This window comes from Streptosporangium amethystogenes subsp. fukuiense (genome assembly GCF_042665875.1).
Taxonomy (GTDB): Bacteria; Actinomycetota; Actinomycetes; order Streptosporangiales; family Streptosporangiaceae; genus Streptosporangium; species Streptosporangium fukuiense.
Map to the genome: position 1 here is coordinate 8,555,393 of NZ_JBHTEE010000001.1, position 16,771 is coordinate 8,572,163.

Annotated in this window: 13 protein-coding genes; 2 read left to right on the forward strand and 11 right to left on the reverse strand. The window is 70.8% G+C overall.

Annotated features, from left to right (window positions below; genetic code table 11):
- Window positions 1-130: 130 nt before the first annotated feature.
- From ACFQVD_RS38065 to ACFQVD_RS38075, 3 genes are read right to left on the reverse strand one after another with little or no spacing between them, the layout of a single operon-like run.
- On the reverse strand, window positions 131-679 hold the full coding sequence (locus ACFQVD_RS38065) for a hypothetical protein (RefSeq protein ID WP_343977700.1): 549 nt from the start codon (window positions 677-679) through the stop codon (window positions 131-133).
- Window positions 676-2,082 (reverse strand): sensor histidine kinase, encoded by a 1,407-nt coding sequence (locus ACFQVD_RS38070; protein WP_343977697.1) that lies wholly within the window; start codon window positions 2,080-2,082, stop codon window positions 676-678. Before ACFQVD_RS38070 ends, ACFQVD_RS38065 begins: the two co-directional genes overlap by 4 nt.
- Window positions 2,079-2,753 carry a response regulator transcription factor gene (locus ACFQVD_RS38075; protein WP_343977694.1) on the reverse strand — a complete coding sequence of 225 codons (675 nt, stop codon included), beginning with the start codon at window positions 2,751-2,753 and terminating at the stop codon, window positions 2,079-2,081. The genes ACFQVD_RS38070 and ACFQVD_RS38075 overlap by 4 nt, the downstream gene beginning before the upstream one ends.
- Before the next feature lie 300 nt (window positions 2,754-3,053).
- Between ACFQVD_RS38075 and ACFQVD_RS38080 the strand changes: the two genes are divergently transcribed.
- Both ACFQVD_RS38080 and ACFQVD_RS38085 read left to right on the forward strand, forming a co-directional pair.
- Window positions 3,054-3,782, forward strand: a complete 729-nt coding sequence (locus tag ACFQVD_RS38080; RefSeq protein ID WP_343977691.1) for an aggregation-promoting factor C-terminal-like domain-containing protein — start codon at window positions 3,054-3,056, stop codon at window positions 3,780-3,782.
- Between the two features lie 60 nt (window positions 3,783-3,842).
- On the forward strand, window positions 3,843-5,819 hold the full coding sequence (locus tag ACFQVD_RS38085; RefSeq protein ID WP_343977688.1) for a glycosyltransferase family 2 protein: 1,977 nt from the start codon (window positions 3,843-3,845) through the stop codon (window positions 5,817-5,819).
- Between the two features lie 27 nt (window positions 5,820-5,846).
- On the opposite strand, the gene ACFQVD_RS38090 is transcribed toward ACFQVD_RS38085, so the two are convergent.
- The 8 genes from ACFQVD_RS38090 to ACFQVD_RS38125 all read right to left on the reverse strand — a co-directional run bounded on the left by ACFQVD_RS38090 (window position 5,847) and on the right by ACFQVD_RS38125 (window position 16,755).
- Window positions 5,847-7,196, reverse strand: coding sequence for a tannase/feruloyl esterase family alpha/beta hydrolase (locus tag ACFQVD_RS38090; protein WP_343977685.1), 1,350 nt, complete (start codon window positions 7,194-7,196; stop codon window positions 5,847-5,849).
- 8 nt (window positions 7,197-7,204) lie between these two features.
- Window positions 7,205-8,227, reverse strand: coding sequence for an alpha/beta hydrolase (locus ACFQVD_RS38095; protein ID WP_343977682.1), 1,023 nt, complete (start codon window positions 8,225-8,227; stop codon window positions 7,205-7,207).
- A 20-nt stretch (window positions 8,228-8,247) separates the two neighbouring features.
- Window positions 8,248-9,567 carry an MFS transporter gene (locus ACFQVD_RS38100; RefSeq protein WP_343977679.1) on the reverse strand — a complete coding sequence of 440 codons (1,320 nt, stop codon included), beginning with the start codon at window positions 9,565-9,567 and terminating at the stop codon, window positions 8,248-8,250.
- A gap of 273 nt (window positions 9,568-9,840) precedes the next feature.
- The gene (locus ACFQVD_RS38105; protein WP_343977676.1) at window positions 9,841-11,883 is read right to left on the reverse strand and encodes a helix-turn-helix domain-containing protein; all 2,043 of its coding nucleotides are present in this window, start codon (window positions 11,881-11,883) and stop codon (window positions 9,841-9,843) included.
- A 272-nt stretch (window positions 11,884-12,155) separates the two neighbouring features.
- A complete protein-coding gene (locus ACFQVD_RS38110) occupies window positions 12,156-12,899 on the reverse strand; it encodes a 3-hydroxybutyrate dehydrogenase (protein ID WP_343977893.1) in 744 nt (247 codons plus the stop codon).
- Between the two features lie 173 nt (window positions 12,900-13,072).
- Window positions 13,073-13,459 carry a tautomerase family protein gene (locus ACFQVD_RS38115; RefSeq protein ID WP_343977673.1) on the reverse strand — a complete coding sequence of 129 codons (387 nt, stop codon included), beginning with the start codon at window positions 13,457-13,459 and terminating at the stop codon, window positions 13,073-13,075.
- 205 nt (window positions 13,460-13,664) lie between these two features.
- Window positions 13,665-15,056: a class II fumarate hydratase gene (locus ACFQVD_RS38120; RefSeq protein WP_343977670.1), complete on the reverse strand. Its 1,392-nt coding sequence runs from the start codon at window positions 15,054-15,056 to the stop codon at window positions 13,665-13,667.
- Between the two features lie 64 nt (window positions 15,057-15,120).
- The gene (locus ACFQVD_RS38125; RefSeq protein ID WP_343977667.1) at window positions 15,121-16,755 is read right to left on the reverse strand and encodes a serine/threonine-protein kinase; all 1,635 of its coding nucleotides are present in this window, start codon (window positions 16,753-16,755) and stop codon (window positions 15,121-15,123) included.
- Between the last annotated feature and the right edge of the window lie 16 nt (window positions 16,756-16,771).

Here is a 16,771-nt window from a genome sequence, read left to right on the forward strand (position 1 = left end):
TGGACCTCCAGGCATGATCGCGCGAAGCGCGGTCGCGGATGCCTCAAGGCATCCGCGACCGCGCTTCGCGCGTCGTTCGCGGGTCGGCGGACGCCGGCCGTGGACCACGGCACCGGGCGTCAGGGAGCGCTCACGGCGGCAGTCGTACGCCGGGGGCCGCGAGTTTGCGGAACTCGAAGCAGGTGTGCTCGCCCATCGACTCCGGGACTCCGGGGAAGAGCCGGGTGATCTCGACGCTCCAGATGCTCTCCTGCTTGTTCTGCCGGATGGTGCAGGTGATCTGGGCGAGGCCCTCCTTGGAGATCTTGCCCTCGCCCGTGATGATCACATTCAACCGGTAGCCCAGGCTGTCGTCCGGATCGTTGCGCTGATCGGTGTTGTCGGAGTATCGGGTGGTCTTGGTGTCGTAGTGGCTGAAGTTGTTGAGCGCGCTGGTCAGCCCCCGTTTCGGCGGCTGCTTGCCCGCCCGGAAGAGGGTGTCGATGATGTTCTTGGCCGAGTCGGAGACCACCGGGATCCTGGCCGGTTCAAGCCGTCCGTCACGGAGCAGATAGACGGTCACCCAGGTCGGGCTGTAGCTGATCACCGGCGGGCGGCCGTAGTCCTGGACCTCGGTGGGAGAGATGCCGCATCCACACAGGACCGCGAGGGCGACGAGCAGACAGGTGAGGCGTCTCATGCCGGGGGCAGCCAGACGGTGAAGAGGGTTCCCGGCCGCTGCGCGCGGACCGAGATCGTGCCGCCGTGCAACTGGGCGTTGGCCCGCGCGATGGACAGGCCGAGTCCGCTGCCGTCGCCCCGGGCGCCCGCCTTGTAGAAGCGGTTGAACACAAACGGCAGATCCTTGGCCGGGATGCCCTTGCCGTGGTCGCGCACCTTCACCTCCAGGCCGTTCGGGGTGCTGCGGGCGGTCACCATCACGGGGGGCTCCCCGTGGCGTAGGGCGTTGCCCACCAGGTTGGCCACGATGACGTCGAATCGCCTGGGGTCGACGGAGAAGACCAGTCCCTGGGGCACGTTCACCCGCACCTGGTCCGACCAGCCGCGCATCTCCAGGCAGTCCCAGATCACGTCGACGATGTTCACCGTGTCCACGTTCAGCGTCGCGGTGCCCGAGTCGAACCGGCTCGCCTCGATGAGCTGCTCCACCAGGGTCCGCAGCCGCGCGATCTCCCGCAGCACCAGCTGCACGGCGGCCGCGGGTTCGGGGGGCAGCCGCTCGGCCTCCTCGGAGAGCATGTCGGTGACCGCGGTCATCGCGGTCAGCGGGGTCCTGAGCTCGTGGGAGACGTCGGCGACGAAGCGGCGGGACATCGCCTCCAGCGAGCGGAGCTCGGAGACGCTCCGTTCCAGGGCGGCGGCGGTGTCGTTGAACGTGGCGGTGAGTTCGGCGAGCTCGTCCTTACCGTGTACGGGCAGGCGGGTGTCCAGGTGACCGGCGCCGAGCGCGCGGGCCGCGGAGCCGAGCCGCCTTACCGGCAGCAGGAGCTGCCGGGCCGACAGCAGTCCCAGGGCCAGCGCGATGATCAGCATGGCGACGCTGGCGACGGCCAGCGGCTGCCGCAGGCCGCTGAGAAGACGCTCCTCCTCGATGAGGGGGGCGAACACGTAGACGGTCATCCCGGTGGGCTGGGCGGTGTGGATGGGCTCGATCCGCCACACGGGGGTGCCGATGAGCAGCCACATGTCGCCGTTGATGATCTGCCGCTTGGCGACCATCCGCTGGGTGGCCCTGGCGGCGAGGTCGCCGGGGACGTCCCTGATGCCGAATTCGCCGTCGGGGTAGAGGTAGTCCTCGTAGCGGACCACCACCCTGCCGCCCTGCGGGCGCAGGCTCTTCTGCAGCGCGCTGATCTCGTCGTCGGTCGGCGGGCTGTCCCCGGGCCAGAGCGCGCCGATGGGCACTCTGATGCCCTCCAGGATGTCGCGCACGTCGCTCACGGCGACCTGCTCGGCGCGTCCGATCATGCGGATCTTGACGAACTCGTAGCCGATCCCGGCGACCAGCGAGGAGGCGGTGACGGCGATCAGGGTGAAGGTGATCACCAGACGGCCACGCAGGCCGGTGTGGGTGCGTTTCACGGTGGGCTGAACCGGTAGCCGAATCCCCGTACCGTGTGGATGAACTCGGGCTCGGCGGGAACCGCCTCTATCTTGGCGCGAACCCGCTGGACGCAGGCGTCGACCAGCCGGGAGTCCGCGACGTGCGTGTGGTCCCAGACGGCCCGCAGCAGGTACCTGCGGTTGAGCACCTGGCCGGGATGGCGGACGAGTTCGAGCAGGAGCCGCAGTTCGGTGGGGGTGAGGTGGACCTCGCGGCCGCTCAGCGACACCTTGAGCGCGCCCCTGTCGATGACCAGGTCGCCGAAGGTGATGCGGTCGGAGGCGACCGACTCCATCCGGCGCAGGACGGCGCGGATGCGGGCGTCCAGTACCCGAGGCTCGACCGGCTTGACCACGTAGTCGTCGGCCCCGGCCTCCAGTCCCACGACCACGTCGAGGTCGTCGCCCCTGGCGGTGAGCAGGATCACCGGCAGCTGGTCCAGCCTGCGGATGCGGCGGCACACCTCGACGCCGTCGATGCCGGGCAGCATGACGTCCAGGATGGCGATCTCGGGGCGGCGGGACCTGATGTGCTCAAGCGCCTCCTCACCGCTGGCGCATGCGGTGACGGAATGGCCCTGCCGGGTGAGCGCCAGCTCCAGCCCGGTCCTGACCGAGGGGTCGTCTTCGACGAGGAGGATGCCTGCCACCGGGTAATCATTCTCTCAAGGCTTGGATGGATCTGCCAGGTCACGAACCCCGACATAGGGCAAACAGTACCTGAACAAGGCAGTCAAGCCGTGATTCGGGCGCTCCTGTGATCACATAGAGAGGCGAAGGGGCACCGTAGGGTAAAATGTGAGCAAAATCACTCCCATCTTTTCCTTGCCGGGAAAGCGCTCTGGCCTGGTGATTAGCTCAGGAGAGGCCCGGTGGATCTCGTACGGCGCCGACCAACTCTTACGTTCCGGTTGCGGACCACCCCCCTCCGCACGGCAAGCTCATAGGTCGTGAGTCCAGGATCACAGCAACTGAAGGACCGCTCGGCGGCGCCCCGTGCCCGTCGTTCCAATCGCAGAACGGCCAAGACGAAGACGCCGGGCCGTCTGACCCCCAAGCGCGTCCTGATCCTGGGCACCGCGGTCGTGATCCTGGTGGGTGGCGGAGCCTTCACCGCCTACACCGCGGTGCAGAACGCCTCGGCGCCGCCCACGCAGCCGCTCACCCTGGAAGAGATGGCGCAGGTGCTCGGCTCCGACCCGTTCGGCTCCGACCTGGAGTCCGACATGCTGAAGGCCCAGGCGGCCCAGGCGCTCAAGGCCGACAAGATCGCCGCCGAGCGGGAGAACCGCAAGGTGCTCAGCCCGGTCAAGATCGTTGACGAGGCGCCGGGCGGTGGCGGGTTCAACCCGCAGCGGCTCCCCCCGGGCACCGCCAACCCGACCGGCAACAGGGCACTGGGCAAGCAGATGCTGGAGTCCCGGGGCTGGGCCGACCAGTGGGGTTGCCTGGAGAAGCTCTGGATGAAGGAGAGCGGCTGGAACGAGCGCGCCATGAACACCTCCAGCGGCGCCTACGGCATCCCCCAGTCCCTCCCCGGCCACAAGATGGCCAGCTCGGGAAGCGACTGGCAGACCAACCCGGCCACCCAGATCGAGTGGGGGCTCACCTACATCAAGGGCCGCTACGGCACGCCCTGCGGGGCCTGGGCCCATTCCCAGGCCAAAGGCTGGTACTGAGAGACCAGGACTCGGCAAGTCTGACCGTCTCCCGGCCCCGGGCATCGCACCCTTGGCCGCATGGATGTGAAGGTCAGCGTGGTAGTGCCGGTGCACAACCCCGGTGATGGCGCCGACGCCTGTATCCGGTCGGTGCTGGAACAGTCGATGGCCTCCGACGACTACGAGGTGATCTTCGCCGACGACGGCTCCGACGACGGGATCCAGCAGCGCCTCGACGCCGTGGCCGCGGTGCGGTCGAACGTCAAGGTGCTCCACCTTGAGCGGACCGGCTCGCCGATGCGCGGCCGCAATGTCGCCCTCATGGTGGCCAGGGGCGAGTACGTCTACATGCTCGGCCAGACCGACCGCCTGGAACGGACGGCCCTGGAGCTGATGTACCGGCGTGCCGTGGAGACCGAGGCCGACATCCTCATCGGGCGGCTGGTCGACGACCGGAAGCCGCCCTCCCCGGTCTTCGACGTCAACCGTGAGCGCGCCGACGTGGTCAAGGACCGGCTGCTCACGCTGCTCACCCCGCACAAGCTGTTCCGCAGGGCCTTTCTCGACGACGAGGCGCTGAACTTCTCCGACCCCGGCGGGCGCCTGGCCGAACAGGCCTTCGTCGTCCGCGCCTACCTGCGGGCCAAGGTCGTCGTGGTCATGGCCGACCAGGTCTGCTGTCACGTCGCCGAGCGGCCCGAGCCGCAGGAGGACCCGTACGTCTGGGCCGCCGAGCTGCGCGAGCTGCTCGACATCATCGACGACGAGGTCCCCGAGGGCCGCAGACGCGACCGGATGTACGCCCAGTGGTTCCGTACCGCGGTGCTGCGGCGGCTCGGCGGGGGTGCGTTCGCCACCTCCTCCCTGGGCCGGGCGGCCACCTTCACGACCCTGCGCGAGCTGGTGGTCCAGCGCTTCCCCCCGCGCCTCGACCTGCTGCTGCCGGTGCAGTTGCGGGCTCGCGCCGCGCTGCTGCGGGCGGGCAGGCTCGACCAGCTCGTCATGCTGGCCGGAGCCAGCCAGGGCATCCACCTCCAGGCCGACCTGACGGACGTCGTCTGGGACGACGGCGTGCTCACCATGGGGCTGACCGTGGAGATCATGCAGTCCGACGGCACCCCGATGCGCTTCATCCCCTACGGGGAGGACGGCCTGCTCTGGGAGCCTCCGGTGCCCCTGGACGGGCTCCGCCTCCCCCCCGAGATGGCCGACGTCAGCCAGGCCGCGGCCAGGGCGCGGTTCGAGGTGTACATCAGACACGAGGAGACCGGGGTCGTCTACTTCCTGCCGGTGGAGTGCTCGATGATCCGCTGCCGGCACCGCAACGGGGTCAGGCTCCAGGTCACCGGCACGGCCCGGCTGGACGTCGACTCGGCGGCCGTGGACGGCCCGCTGCCGCCGGGGCTCTGGGAGATCCACGTACGCATGTACGGGGGGGCTCAGCAGGCCCGTACCCGGGTGACCGGGTCCCCGTTGAACTGCACCGGGGTGGTCGCCGACTACTCCAAGCGGCTGGTCGTCCCCTGGTGGTCGGACCGGGGGGAGCTGGGGATCTGCGTGGAGCCCCGCTCGTTCTCCGAGTCGATCGTCCTGGTCTCGCCGGGTACGACGGTCATCAGGCAGCGCAAGTACGTCTTCGTGGTCGTGCCCGTGCCGTACGTGCCGCCGAGCGGGGGGCCGCCCGTGGAACTGGTGCTCCGCCAGACCACCGGCAGGGAACGCGAGGTCGCCGCGCCCGCCCTGGTCGAGCCGGGTGTCCCCGGGCAGCTCGCCGGGAGGCTGATCGCCAAGATTCCGACCCGGCTGGCGTACCGGGAGGGGTTCCTCGCGCCGGGCGCCTGGGCGCCCTTCCTACGGGTGGACGGCAAGGAGACCGGGCTCCGCTTCAAGATGGAGATGAACCGCGGCGGGCGGGTGGAGATCCTCAAGTCCGCCGCGGCCCGGCCCCCCGAGCCCTGGTACCCGCTGCTGAAACGCCTCGCGCTGCGGATACCGGGGGTCAGGAACGCGGTCCGGGTCACCAAGACGGTGCAGCGCCGCTACATGCTCAGCTGAGACGGTGACCCGTACCGCACGGCCACGTCAGGCGCCGAGCCGGCACTCGTTGGGCAGGTCACCGCCGGAGGGCCTCGACAGGGTCGCGCTCGGCGGCGGGTTCTGCCCGCGCTCCACCCAGCCCTCCATGGCCTCGAACGCGCTGCGGAAGCACGGCAGCAGCGGGCGAAGCCTGTCGGGGTAGGCGGCGTAGAGGCTGTCCACATGGGTTCCGTCGGTGATCCGGTAGTACCGGAACGGCCGGTGCCCGCCGACCATCTCCGCGTAGACGTCACCGGAGCGGGAGATCGGCAGCAGCGTGTCCAGCGTGCCGTGGATCGTGATCAGCGGCTTGCCGATCCGGCCGGTGAGCCCGATCTTCCGCACCGCCGCGTACGGCTTGCGCGCGTCGTAGTCGTAGTCGGCGTCGCAGGCGGGGGTGCCCGAGGCGCAGAACGGGGTGCCCGCCTCGGTGTCGCCGTCGAAGGCGGGGTCGAGCTCCTCACGGTAGACGCGCTGGGTCAGGTCCCAGTAGTACTGGTAGTGGAAGGGCCACAGGAACTCCGACCCGCGTGCGAACCCGGCGTCGTACATCGCCTGGGTGTCGCCCGCCGGGTAGGCCCGCAGCGCCGGAGGCAGGTAGTTGAGCAGGTTGTCGCCCTTGACCCGCCAGAGCGTGCCCTCCCAGTCGATCCCGCCGTCGTAGAGCCAGGCCCGGTTCTCCAGCTGCCAGCGGACCAGGTATCCGCCGTTGGAGATGCCCGCCGCGTAGGTCCGCTTCGGAAGCCTGCCGTAGCGCTGCGCGACGACGGCCTTGGCCGCGACCGCGACCTGCGTGACCCGGTCGTTCCACTCCGCGACCGCGTCGCCGGGCCTGCGGCCGTCCTGGTGGAAGGTGACGCCGACGTTGCCCTTGTCCGTCACGGCGTAGGCGTAGCCCCTGGCCAGTGCCCAGTCGGAGATGGTGAAGTCGTTCGCGTACTGCTCCCTGTTGCCGGGGGTGCCCGCGACCACCAGCCCGCCGTTCCAGTCGTCGGGCAGCCGGAGCACGAACTGCGAGTCGTGGTTCCAGCCGTGCGTCGTGTTGGAGGTCGAGGTGTCGGGGAAGTAGCCGTCGACCTGGATGCCGGGCACGCCGGTGGGGTTGACCGCCCCCGCCGGGTGTAGACCCGCCCAGTCGGCCGGGTCGGTGTGCCCGGAGGCGATCGTGCCGGCCGTCGTGAGGTCGTCCAGGCACGCCTTCACCTGGTGCTCGGCCCCCGGCACCAGCACCCGGTCCAACCGGGCGCAGTGCGCGGGAGAGGACCCCGCACTCGCCGCGGGACCGCCCGCCAGCAGGGCCGCGAACAGGGCGACGGCGAGTGCTCCAGCCCAACCGCGACGTGATGGTGCTGCCATGGACACTGTCAGCTCCGCTTCAGATGGTTCATGAGGGCGGTGCGGAACTCTTCGGGGCGCTCGATGTGGGGGCTGTGACCGGTGTCCAGGACGATCTCGGTGTACGGGCCGTACCGTTCCAGGACGGCGCGGGTCTGGGCGACCATCGGCTGCGCCGGGGTGCCGGGGGAGCCGGGGACGACCCCCAGGGCGCCCAGATGGGCCAGGTCGAACAGCGAGGTGTCGGAGACGATCACGTCGGCCTCGCCCCTGATCCACAGGATCGGCGGCTTCGGGTCGATCGTGTGCAGGTCGTCGAGCCGGAAGTTCGGCGGCGAGAAGGAGTTGAGCACGCCCCGCGTGCCGGGACGCACCCCCGGCCACTCCTCCGACGCCACCACGTCGCCCGGGTAGTGGTCGTCGCCGACCCTCGTGGAGAGCATCGACGCGACCAGGGCGTCTTCGTCCTTGATCACGGTGCCGGGCTTCACGTACGTGGTCCGCATCACGTTCCTCGGTGATGCCGGGGAGTCGTCGGAGGTGTCCCCCGCCGCGAGCAGCTTCACGAAGTCCGGGTTCGCCGACCCGCCGCCGGCGCCCGTGCCGTCGGGGTGGTTCAGCGCCCCGTCGAGGCCGTGCGTGCCGCCGAAGCCGTACGGGGAGACCGGGTTGACCAGCGTCACGCTCCGCACGCCGGCCGGCCGGTCCCGCAGCGCCTGCAGCACCACCCCGCCGCCCATGCTCCAGCCGACCAGGTGCACGTCGTCCAGCCCGAGGGCGTCGATGAGGGCGAGCACGTCGTCCGAGTAGTCCCGCAGGCCGCGGGTGGCGTCGACCGGGGCCGGCTCGGTGTCGCCGAAGCCCCGCAGGTCGACGGCGAGCGGCCGGTGGCCCGCCTCCGCCAGGGCGAGCAGCGTGTCCCGCCAGAAGGCGGAGCTCGACACGTTCCCGTGCACGAGCAGCACCGTCTCGCCACTCGCCGTTCCATCGGCGGCGGACAGCACGTTCTGGGTGATGCGGGCGGTGGGTACCCGCCGGTTCTCGATGCGCATCGGATGCCTCTCCATCATGTTCAGCGGGTGGTCGGGGCCTCGTCGCGGGCGCCGAGGGTGACGAGGTCACGTCCCCGGGTCTCACGTGAGACGTACACGGTGATCAGGGTGAGTACGGCGGCTCCGACCACGTACAGCATGACCGGCAGCGACGACTCGTAGGCGCTCAGCAGGGCCACCGCGATCAGCGGGGCCAGGCCGCCCGCGATGATCGAGGCGAGCTGTGAGCCGATCGACACGCCCGAGTAGCGCATCCTGGTGGCGAACAACTCGGAGAAGAACGCCGCCTGCGGGCCGTACATCGCACCGTGCAGGATCAGCCCGACGGTCACCGCCAGGGTGACCGCGGCGAAGTTCTTCGTGTCGATCAGCGGGAAGAAGGCGAAGGCCCACAGGCCCACTCCGGCGGCGCCGAGCAGGTAGACCGGGCGGCGGCCGAGCCGGTCGGAGAGCGCCCCCCACAGCGGGATCGAGACGAAGTGGACGGCCGACCCGATCAGCACCGCGTTGAGCACGACGGGCTTCGTCAGCCCCGCCGACGTCGTCGCGTAGACCAGCACGAACGCGGTGAGGATGTAGTAGGAGACGTTCTCCGCGAAACGGGCGCCGATCGCGGTGATCACGTCCCGCCAGTGGTGCCTGAACACCTCGACGATCGGCATGGACGGGGCGGGCTCGGCGTTGGCGACCGCCTGCTGGAAGACCGGCGACTCGCTGATGGACAGCCGGATCCACATGCCGACCAGTACCAGCACGCCGGAGAGCAGGAACGGCACCCGCCATCCCCAGCTCAGGAAGGTCTCGTCCGTCTGGATCGCGGCCAGCGCCGCCAGCACGGCGGTGGCCAGCAGGTTGCCGCCGGGGGCGCCCGCCTGCGGCCAGGAGGCCCAGAAGCCGCGGCGCTCCGCGTCGCCGTGCTCGGAGACGATGAGCACCGCGCCTCCCCACTCGCCCCCGAGGGCGAAGCCCTGGACGAGCCGGAGCAGGGTCAGCAGCAGCGGCGCCACCATGCCGATCGCGGCGTGGGTCGGCAGGCAGCCGATCAGGAAGGTGGCCCCGCCCATCAGCAGCAGGCTGAACACCAGCAGCTTCTTGCGGCCGACCCGGTCGCCGTAGTGCCCGAAGACCAGCGCGCCCAGCGGGCGGGCCACGAAGCCCACCGCGTAGGTCAGGAACGCCAGCAGGGTGCCGGTCAGCGGCTCCGACTCGGGGAAGAAGAGTTTCGGGAAGACCAGGGCGGCGGCGGAACCGTACAGAAAGAAGTCGTACCACTCGATCGTGGTGCCGATGAGGCTGGCACCGACGATCTTTCCGATGGGGCTTCGGGTTTTCTCTGCCATCTCACTCACCAGGGGGAGTCGCTGTTGGGGGGATTCCGGCTACCGTACGTAGTGACCGGCGTCACTCCTATGGGGATGACAGCCATAGCCGACAAGCGTCCTATGTGGGTGTTCGGAGCCGCCGCGCGGTACACCCGGGACGGGCCACGACGCCGTACGGGCAGGGCCTGGCGCGGCCGCGGCCGACCATCGGGCCGGGGCCGGGATCGGGCAGGGCGTGACCGGGTGGCCGCCGGCCCGGTTTCGACCGCCGAGGTGGGTGCGGCCGCGGGATCAGCCGCTGAGGCGGTGCAGGCGGAGGGCGAGTTGGATCTCCAGGGCTCGGTCGGGGGCCTGCCAGTCGTCGCCGAGGAGCTGGCCGATCCGATCCAGGCGCTGGGTGACCGTGTTGACATGGATGTGCAGGGCCTCGCTCGTACGCGACAGCGAGCCGCCCACGCCGAAGTACGCGGCGAGCGTCCGCACCAGCGCGGTGCCCTTGCGGGCGTCGTAGTCGATCACCGGGCCGAGCGTCGAGGTGAGGAACGCCCCGATGTCGCGTCCCTCGCCGACCAGCAGTCCGACGAAGCCGAGCTCTCCGGCGTCGGCGCCGTCTCCGGCCCGCCCCAGGGCCACCAGGGCGTCGGCGCAGCGCTGGGCCTCCCGGTGCCCTGCGGCAACCTCCGCGGCGCCGCGTACCGGGCCTCCGGCGCCCGCCGTGGCCGGGTGGCCCAGCGAGGCGCTCAGTTCGGCCGCCACCCGCTTCGCCAGGGGGCCGGGCCGGTCCCCCGGCAGCAGCAGGACCACCTCGTCACCGCGCTGGGCGGCCAGGCCGTGGTGCAGGGCCGCCTGGGAGGACGCCCAGAACGCGGCCCGCTCCCGCCCGCCGTCGTGGCGGACCACGACCACCACGTGGTCGGCGTCCAGGTTCACCCCCACCCGCCGGGCACGGTCGGCCAGGCCGGCGAGGGCGGGCCGCGAGATCAGGTCGTCGAGCAGCTCGCCCCTGACCCGGCCCTCCGCCTCGGCCACCGTACGCCGGAACAGCAGCAGTAGCGCGGTGACCAGCGCGGCCCGCTCCAGGATGCGATGATCGGCGTCCGACATCCGCACGCCGTTGCGCAACACCAGCGTGCACAGCGGTTCCGTGCTCACCTCCACCGACGCGACCAGCAGGTTCCCCCGCCACACGGTGCGCCCGAGTGCCCTCGACGACCGTGCGGCGTCCGCGATCACATCCGCCGCCTTCCGCGGCGGCTGCCCGGCGCCCTCCTTGCGCCCGGCGCCGGACCTCCTGGCCGGCTTCCGCGCCGACCTCTGTGCGGATCTCTGCTCGGACTCCGCCCGGTCGAGCGTCTCCTCGTCCAGCGTGCCCTCCAGCACGCTCGCGTCCCCGGCGATCGGGCGTCCGGCGTCGTCGAGCACCGTCAGCGAGCCGCCGAGCACCTCCGTCACCACCGCCGCCACGTCCTCGACCCCGCCGCCGCGCAGCACCAGACCGGTCATCCGGTCGTGCGCGAGAGCAGCGCGTTCCACCGCCTGGCTGTGCGCGTTCACCTGCCGGCTGGCCTCGCTGAGCTCCTCCAGCGCGTTCCTGGTCTCCTGCAGCAGCCGGGCGTTGTCGATCGCCACCGCCGCGTGCGCGGCCAGCGAGCCCAGCAGCACGACCTCGTCCTGGGTGAAGGGCCGCACGCTCCGGTTGGCCGCGAACAGCACTCCGATCACCCGCGTGCCCAGCTTGAGCGGCACGCCGAGGATGGCGACCAGCCCCTCCTCAAGCACCGCGTCGTCGATGTCGCTCTTGTGCCGGAAGCGCGCGTCGGCGAAGTAGTCGGCGGTCGAGTACGGGGTGGCGGTCTGGGCCACCAGCCCGCCGAGACCCGCGCCCATGGGCAGCCTCAGCGCCCGGAACTTCGCCGAGACCGATCCGTCGGTCACCCGCATCCAGGTGTCGCCCCGCTCGGGGTCGTGCAGCGTCATATAGGCGGCATCGGTGCCGAGCAGCTGCCTGGCCCGGTGCACGATGGCCTCCAGGACGGCGTCCAGATCCCGCAGTCCCGCGAGGTCGCCGGCGGTGTCGAAGAGCGCGGACAACTCCGCCTCACGCTTCGCCCTGCGCCGCAGCAACGCCCGTACCTTCAACGCGGTGAGCTTGGCCTCCTCCAGCTCGGCCAGTGCCTCCGCGCCGATCCCGGCGCTCCTCGCCGCGAGAACGGGTCCCTCGAACTCGACCGCCGACGCCTCCCTGGCCAGCAGCTCAAGGAAGACGGTATTGAATGCGACGCTGGCGCGTCGCGGTTCGGACGCTCTTGTCCGGCTCCTTCCCTCGTCACTCATCCGCTTCGCTCTGTGTTGTCGGCGACGCTGCGCGTCGCGGTGAGGCCGCTCTTGTCCGGCTCCTTCCCTCGTCACTCATCCGCTTCGCTCCTTCGTTCCTCAGTCCAGTCGCCGGCGCGGCCTCACGGCTGGTCCCTTGGGAACGGATCATTTGGCCCGTCCCGTATGTCGCGTTCTTGTGAGTTGTTTGCGACGCTAGCGCGTCGAGGTGAGGACGGTCTTACCTGGAACCCTTTGCTTCTCAGTCCGGTTCCGGCACGGTCTCATGGGGGTCAGCGGGCGGTCCAGCCGCCGTCCAGGGGGAGGGAGACGCCGGTTATGGAGGAGGCGTGCGGGCCGCAGAGGTAGGCGACGAGTTCGGCGACCTCCGCGGGTTCGATGAGCCGTTTGATGGCGGCGGGGGCGAGCATGATCTGCTCGACCACCTCGTCCCTGCCGATGCCGTGGGTTCCGGCCTGGGCGCCGATCTGGTTCTCCACCAGGGGGGTGCGGACGTAGGCGGGGCTGACACAGTTGGAGGTGACGCCGTGCGGGGCGCCCTCCAGGGCGATCACTTTGGACAGCCCCTCCAGGGCGTGCTTGGCGGTGACGTACGCGGACTTGTAGGGCGAGGCGCGGAGCCCGTGGACCGAGGAGATGTTGACGATCCGGCCCCAGCCGCGCTCGTACATTCCCGGCAGCGTCTCCCTGGCCAGCAGGAAGGGCGCCTCCACCATCACCTTGAGTATTTTGGAGAACACCTCGGGGGGGAACTTCTCGATCGGGGCGACGTGCTGGAATCCCGCGTTGTTCACCAGGATGTCCGTACCGGACGGGATCGCCCGGGTGAAGTCCGGTGCCGACAGGTCCGCGACGACGGGTGTTCCCGAGATCTCCGCGGCGACCTTGGCCGCGGCCTCGGCGTCGATGTCGACCACCAGTACGTGTGCTCCGGCCGCGGCCAGCCGGTGCGCGCAGGCGCGCCCGATCCCGCTGCCCGCCCCGGTCACCACGGCTCGCCGACCCGCTAGGTCCATCATGCTGCCGAATCTAGGCAATGACCTGAATCCCAGCCCATGTCGCCCACCCCCACACTCCATTCCCGGTATATGTGGCCTGACTCCGTCTTCCCGCCCGGTTCGGGGAGATGTCGATGGGGGGCGGAGTACGAACCTCCCGGGGCGGCCACCGCAGAGGGGAAGGCGGCGTCTCAGATGGTGACCGGATACATGAGCGTCAGCTCGTCGCCGGGGAGACCGCGGATGCCCCAGTTGACCTTGGGCGACTCCAGGATCACGATCTCCAGGTCCTCGGCGGGGAGATCGAGTGCCTCCCCGGCCCTGGCGAACAGGGCGCGGATCAGCGCGCGCTTGGCCTCGTCCGACCGGCCGCCGAAACAGACGATCTCCACGATGAGGTACCGCTCGCTCCGCTGCGGGCAGACCAGGTCCTCGGCGTCCAGCAGCAGGAACCGGTGGAACCGCTTGTCCTCGGGGAGTCGCCAGACGTCCACCAGGCAGCCGTGGACGGTGTCGGAGATCTCCTGACGCCGGCCGGACCACACGTCCCGGCGGCCGTAGAACTTGATCTGGGTCATGTTCCGCAGTCTCGCAGGTGACCGGGTGCACGGCGCAGGCCGGGTCGCGGCTCCGGGCGCCGTCCCGCGAATCCCGCCGTGGCGTGGGCCGGCCAGGCGGTGTCTCGCGAGGCGGGGAGGGAGCAGCGGCGTGCCGCGCCGACCCGCGTGACGCGGCGGGACGCGTCCGGGCGGCCGCGGCGAGCGGAGGCGTGGTGGGCGGGAGCTAGGACGGAGGCCGGGTCATGGACAGCACGTCGAGCAGGTCGTCGAGCCGTTCCTCGGTGAGGGCGCCGTTGGCGACGTGGCCGCGCTCGATGACGACCTCGCGGATGGTCTTGCGCTCGGTCAGGGCCTGCTTCGCTATCTTGGCGGCCTCCTCGTACCCGACGTAGGGGTTGAGCGGGGTGACGATCGACGGCGAGGACTCCGCGTACTCGCGCAGGCGGTCGACGTTGGCGGTTATGCCGTGCACGCACCGGTCGGCCAGTAGCCGGGAGGCGTTGGCGATCAGCCGGATGGACTCCAGGATGTTGCGCGCGATGACCGGGAGCATCACGTTGAGCTCGAAGGTGCCCGAGGCTCCGGAGAAGGCGATGGCCGCGTCGTTCCCGACCACCTGGGCGACGACCATGGTCACCGCCTCGGGGACGACCGGGTTGACCTTGCCCGGCATGATCGACGAACCGGGCTGGAGGTCGGGCAGGTTGATCTCGCCCAGTCCCGCCCGGGGGCCGGAGCCCATCCAGCGGAGATCGTTGGCGATCTTGTTGAGCGAGACCGCGACCGTACGAAGCTGGCCGGAGAGCTCCACGATGGCGTCCCGGGCCCCCTGGGCCTCGAAGTGGTCGGGAGCCTCGGAGAACGGCAACCCGGTGGCCTCGCGCAGCTTCTCGATGACCTTGGCCGCGAAGCCGGGAGGGGTGTTGACGCCGGTGCCCACCGCCGTACCGCCCAGGGGCAGCTGGGCGAGGTGCGGGAGCGCGCCGCGCACCCGCCCGATGGCGTTGTCGATCTGCGTGGCGTACCCGCCGAACTCCTGGCCCAGCGTGACCGGGGTGGCGTCCATCAGGTGCGTGCGCCCCGCCTTCACCACGCCGTCGAACTCCAGCGACTTGTCCCGCAGCGCGGTGGCCAGGTGCCTCAGGGAGGGGATCAGGTGGTATGACACCTCGGTCATGGCGGCGACGTGGATGGAGGTGGGAAACACGTCGTTGGACGACTGCGAGGCGTTCACGTGGTCGTTGGGGTGGACGGGGCGGCCCAGCCGCTCCTCGGCGAGGGTGGCGATCACCTCGTTGGCGTTCATGTTGGAGGAGGTGCCGGAGCCGGTCTGGAAGACGTCGACGGGGAACTCGCCGTCCCACTCGTTCTCCGCGACGTCGGTGGCGGCCTCGGCGATCGCCTGCGCCATCTCCTTGTCGAGCACCCCCAGCTCGGCGTTGACCTCGGCGGAGAGGGCCTTGATCAGGCCGAGTGCGGAGATGTGCGGAACCTCCAGCCCGCGCCCGGAGACGGGGAAGTTCTCCACCGCCCGCTGGGTCTGCGCCCGCCACTTCGCGCCCGCAGGCACCCGCACCTCGCCCATCGAGTCATGCTCGATCCGATACTCGCTCATACGTCCAGTCTGCGTCCCAGGGAGGGAATCAAACCGGCGGGTGCGGGTCCTTACCGGGGAGCACTCAGGAGAAGGCGGCCACCACCAGGATCATGATCACTACCAGCGCGATCGCGGCCACGCCCATGAGGACGAGGATGCCGATCGGGGGCTTTTTCGAGGGGGCCTGCCGCTCCCCGGGAGCACCGGGGGCACCGGGGATGCCGGGGACCTGCCGGCCGTTCTGACCCGCGATCGCGAACAGGTCGGTGCCCAGGCCGGGAGAGCGGCCGAAGGCGCCGTCGGCGGACTCGGGCCCCGGCGGGCGCCAGGGCTGCGAGAACATCGGGGCTCCCGGGTCGGCGGGTCGGTTGCCGGGGGGCGGGCCATGTGGCGGGAGGGCGGCGGGGGCTTCCGGGCGTCCGGGGACGGGCGCCCCGAACTCCGGATCGACCGGGGGGAAGCCGTGCGGCGGGGTGGCGGAGAGATCAGGCTTTCCGTCGTCGAGGAATCCGTGCTCGTTTTCCTGCCGCCCGAAGGCGCCCGGGCCGCGACCGGCGACCGCGGGTCCCCGGGCGACCGGAGTTCCGAGACCGGGAGGGCCCTGCCGCCCCGGGGCCGGCCTGCCCGGCTCCGCGGGGGGCGGGCTGTCCGGGTAGGGCGAGGTGGTCGGGCGGCCGGGGGCCGCGGCGGAGGGAGGGGAGGCGGGAGGTTCCGCGGCGGGCGCCGTTCCGCCGGGGATGCGCAGGCCGCCCTTGGGACGGATGACCACCATGGTGCGGTCGGCGTCGAAGCCGTCGGCGTCGTCCTCCTCCGCGTCCGGTGCGAGGGGTGTCTCCGGGGCGGGAGGGGACGGTGCGGGGGCGGGGACGGCGGGGATGGAGTCCACGAGGTGCGAGGGGGTGTCCGCCACGGCCCGGAGCATCGCGCCCGCCTGAGCGGCCGTCAGCCGCGCCGTGTGGTCCTTCTCCAGCAGCTGTTCGAGCACCGGGCGCAGCGGCCCCGCCTGGGTCGGCGGGTCGACCTGCTCGCTCATCAGCGCGGCCAGGGTCTCCGCCACCGAGGCCCGCTCGTAGGCCGGGCGGCCCTCGACCGCGAAGTACAGCGTGGCGCCGAGGGACCACAGGTCCGACTCGGGGCCGTTGTGCTCGCCGCGGGCCCGCTCGGGCGCGGTGTATCCGGGAGAGCCGATCACCATGCCGGTCTTGGTGAGGCTCGTGTCGCCCTCGGCCTTGGCGATGCCGAAGTCGGTGAGAACCACCCGGCCGTTCTCGGTGATCAGCACGTTGCCGGGCTTGACGTCGCGGTGCAGCACTCCCTGGGCGTGGGCCGCGCGAAGCGCCCCCAGCAGGTCGGCCCCGATCTCGGCGACCAGGCGGGGCGGGAGCGGCCCCTCCTCCTCGATCACCTGTTCCAGGGAGCGTGCCTGCACGAGCTCCATGATGATCCAGGGGCTGCCGTCCTCGACGATGGCGTCGTGGACCGTGGCCACCGAGGGATGACTGATGCGGGCGGCCGTGCGACCCTCGCGGATCATCCGCTCCCGAAGTTCGGCGCGTTGCGCCTCGCTGAGGCCGGGCTCCTGACGGATCTCCTTGATCGCTACCTCACGGCCGAGGGAACGGTCATGGGCTTTCCAAACTGTGCCCATCGTGCCCCGGCCGAGCGGCGCGATCAGCTCGTAACGGTCCGCGAGCACGCGCATCTGCTGTTCCGGCATGAGAAGAAGATAGCCA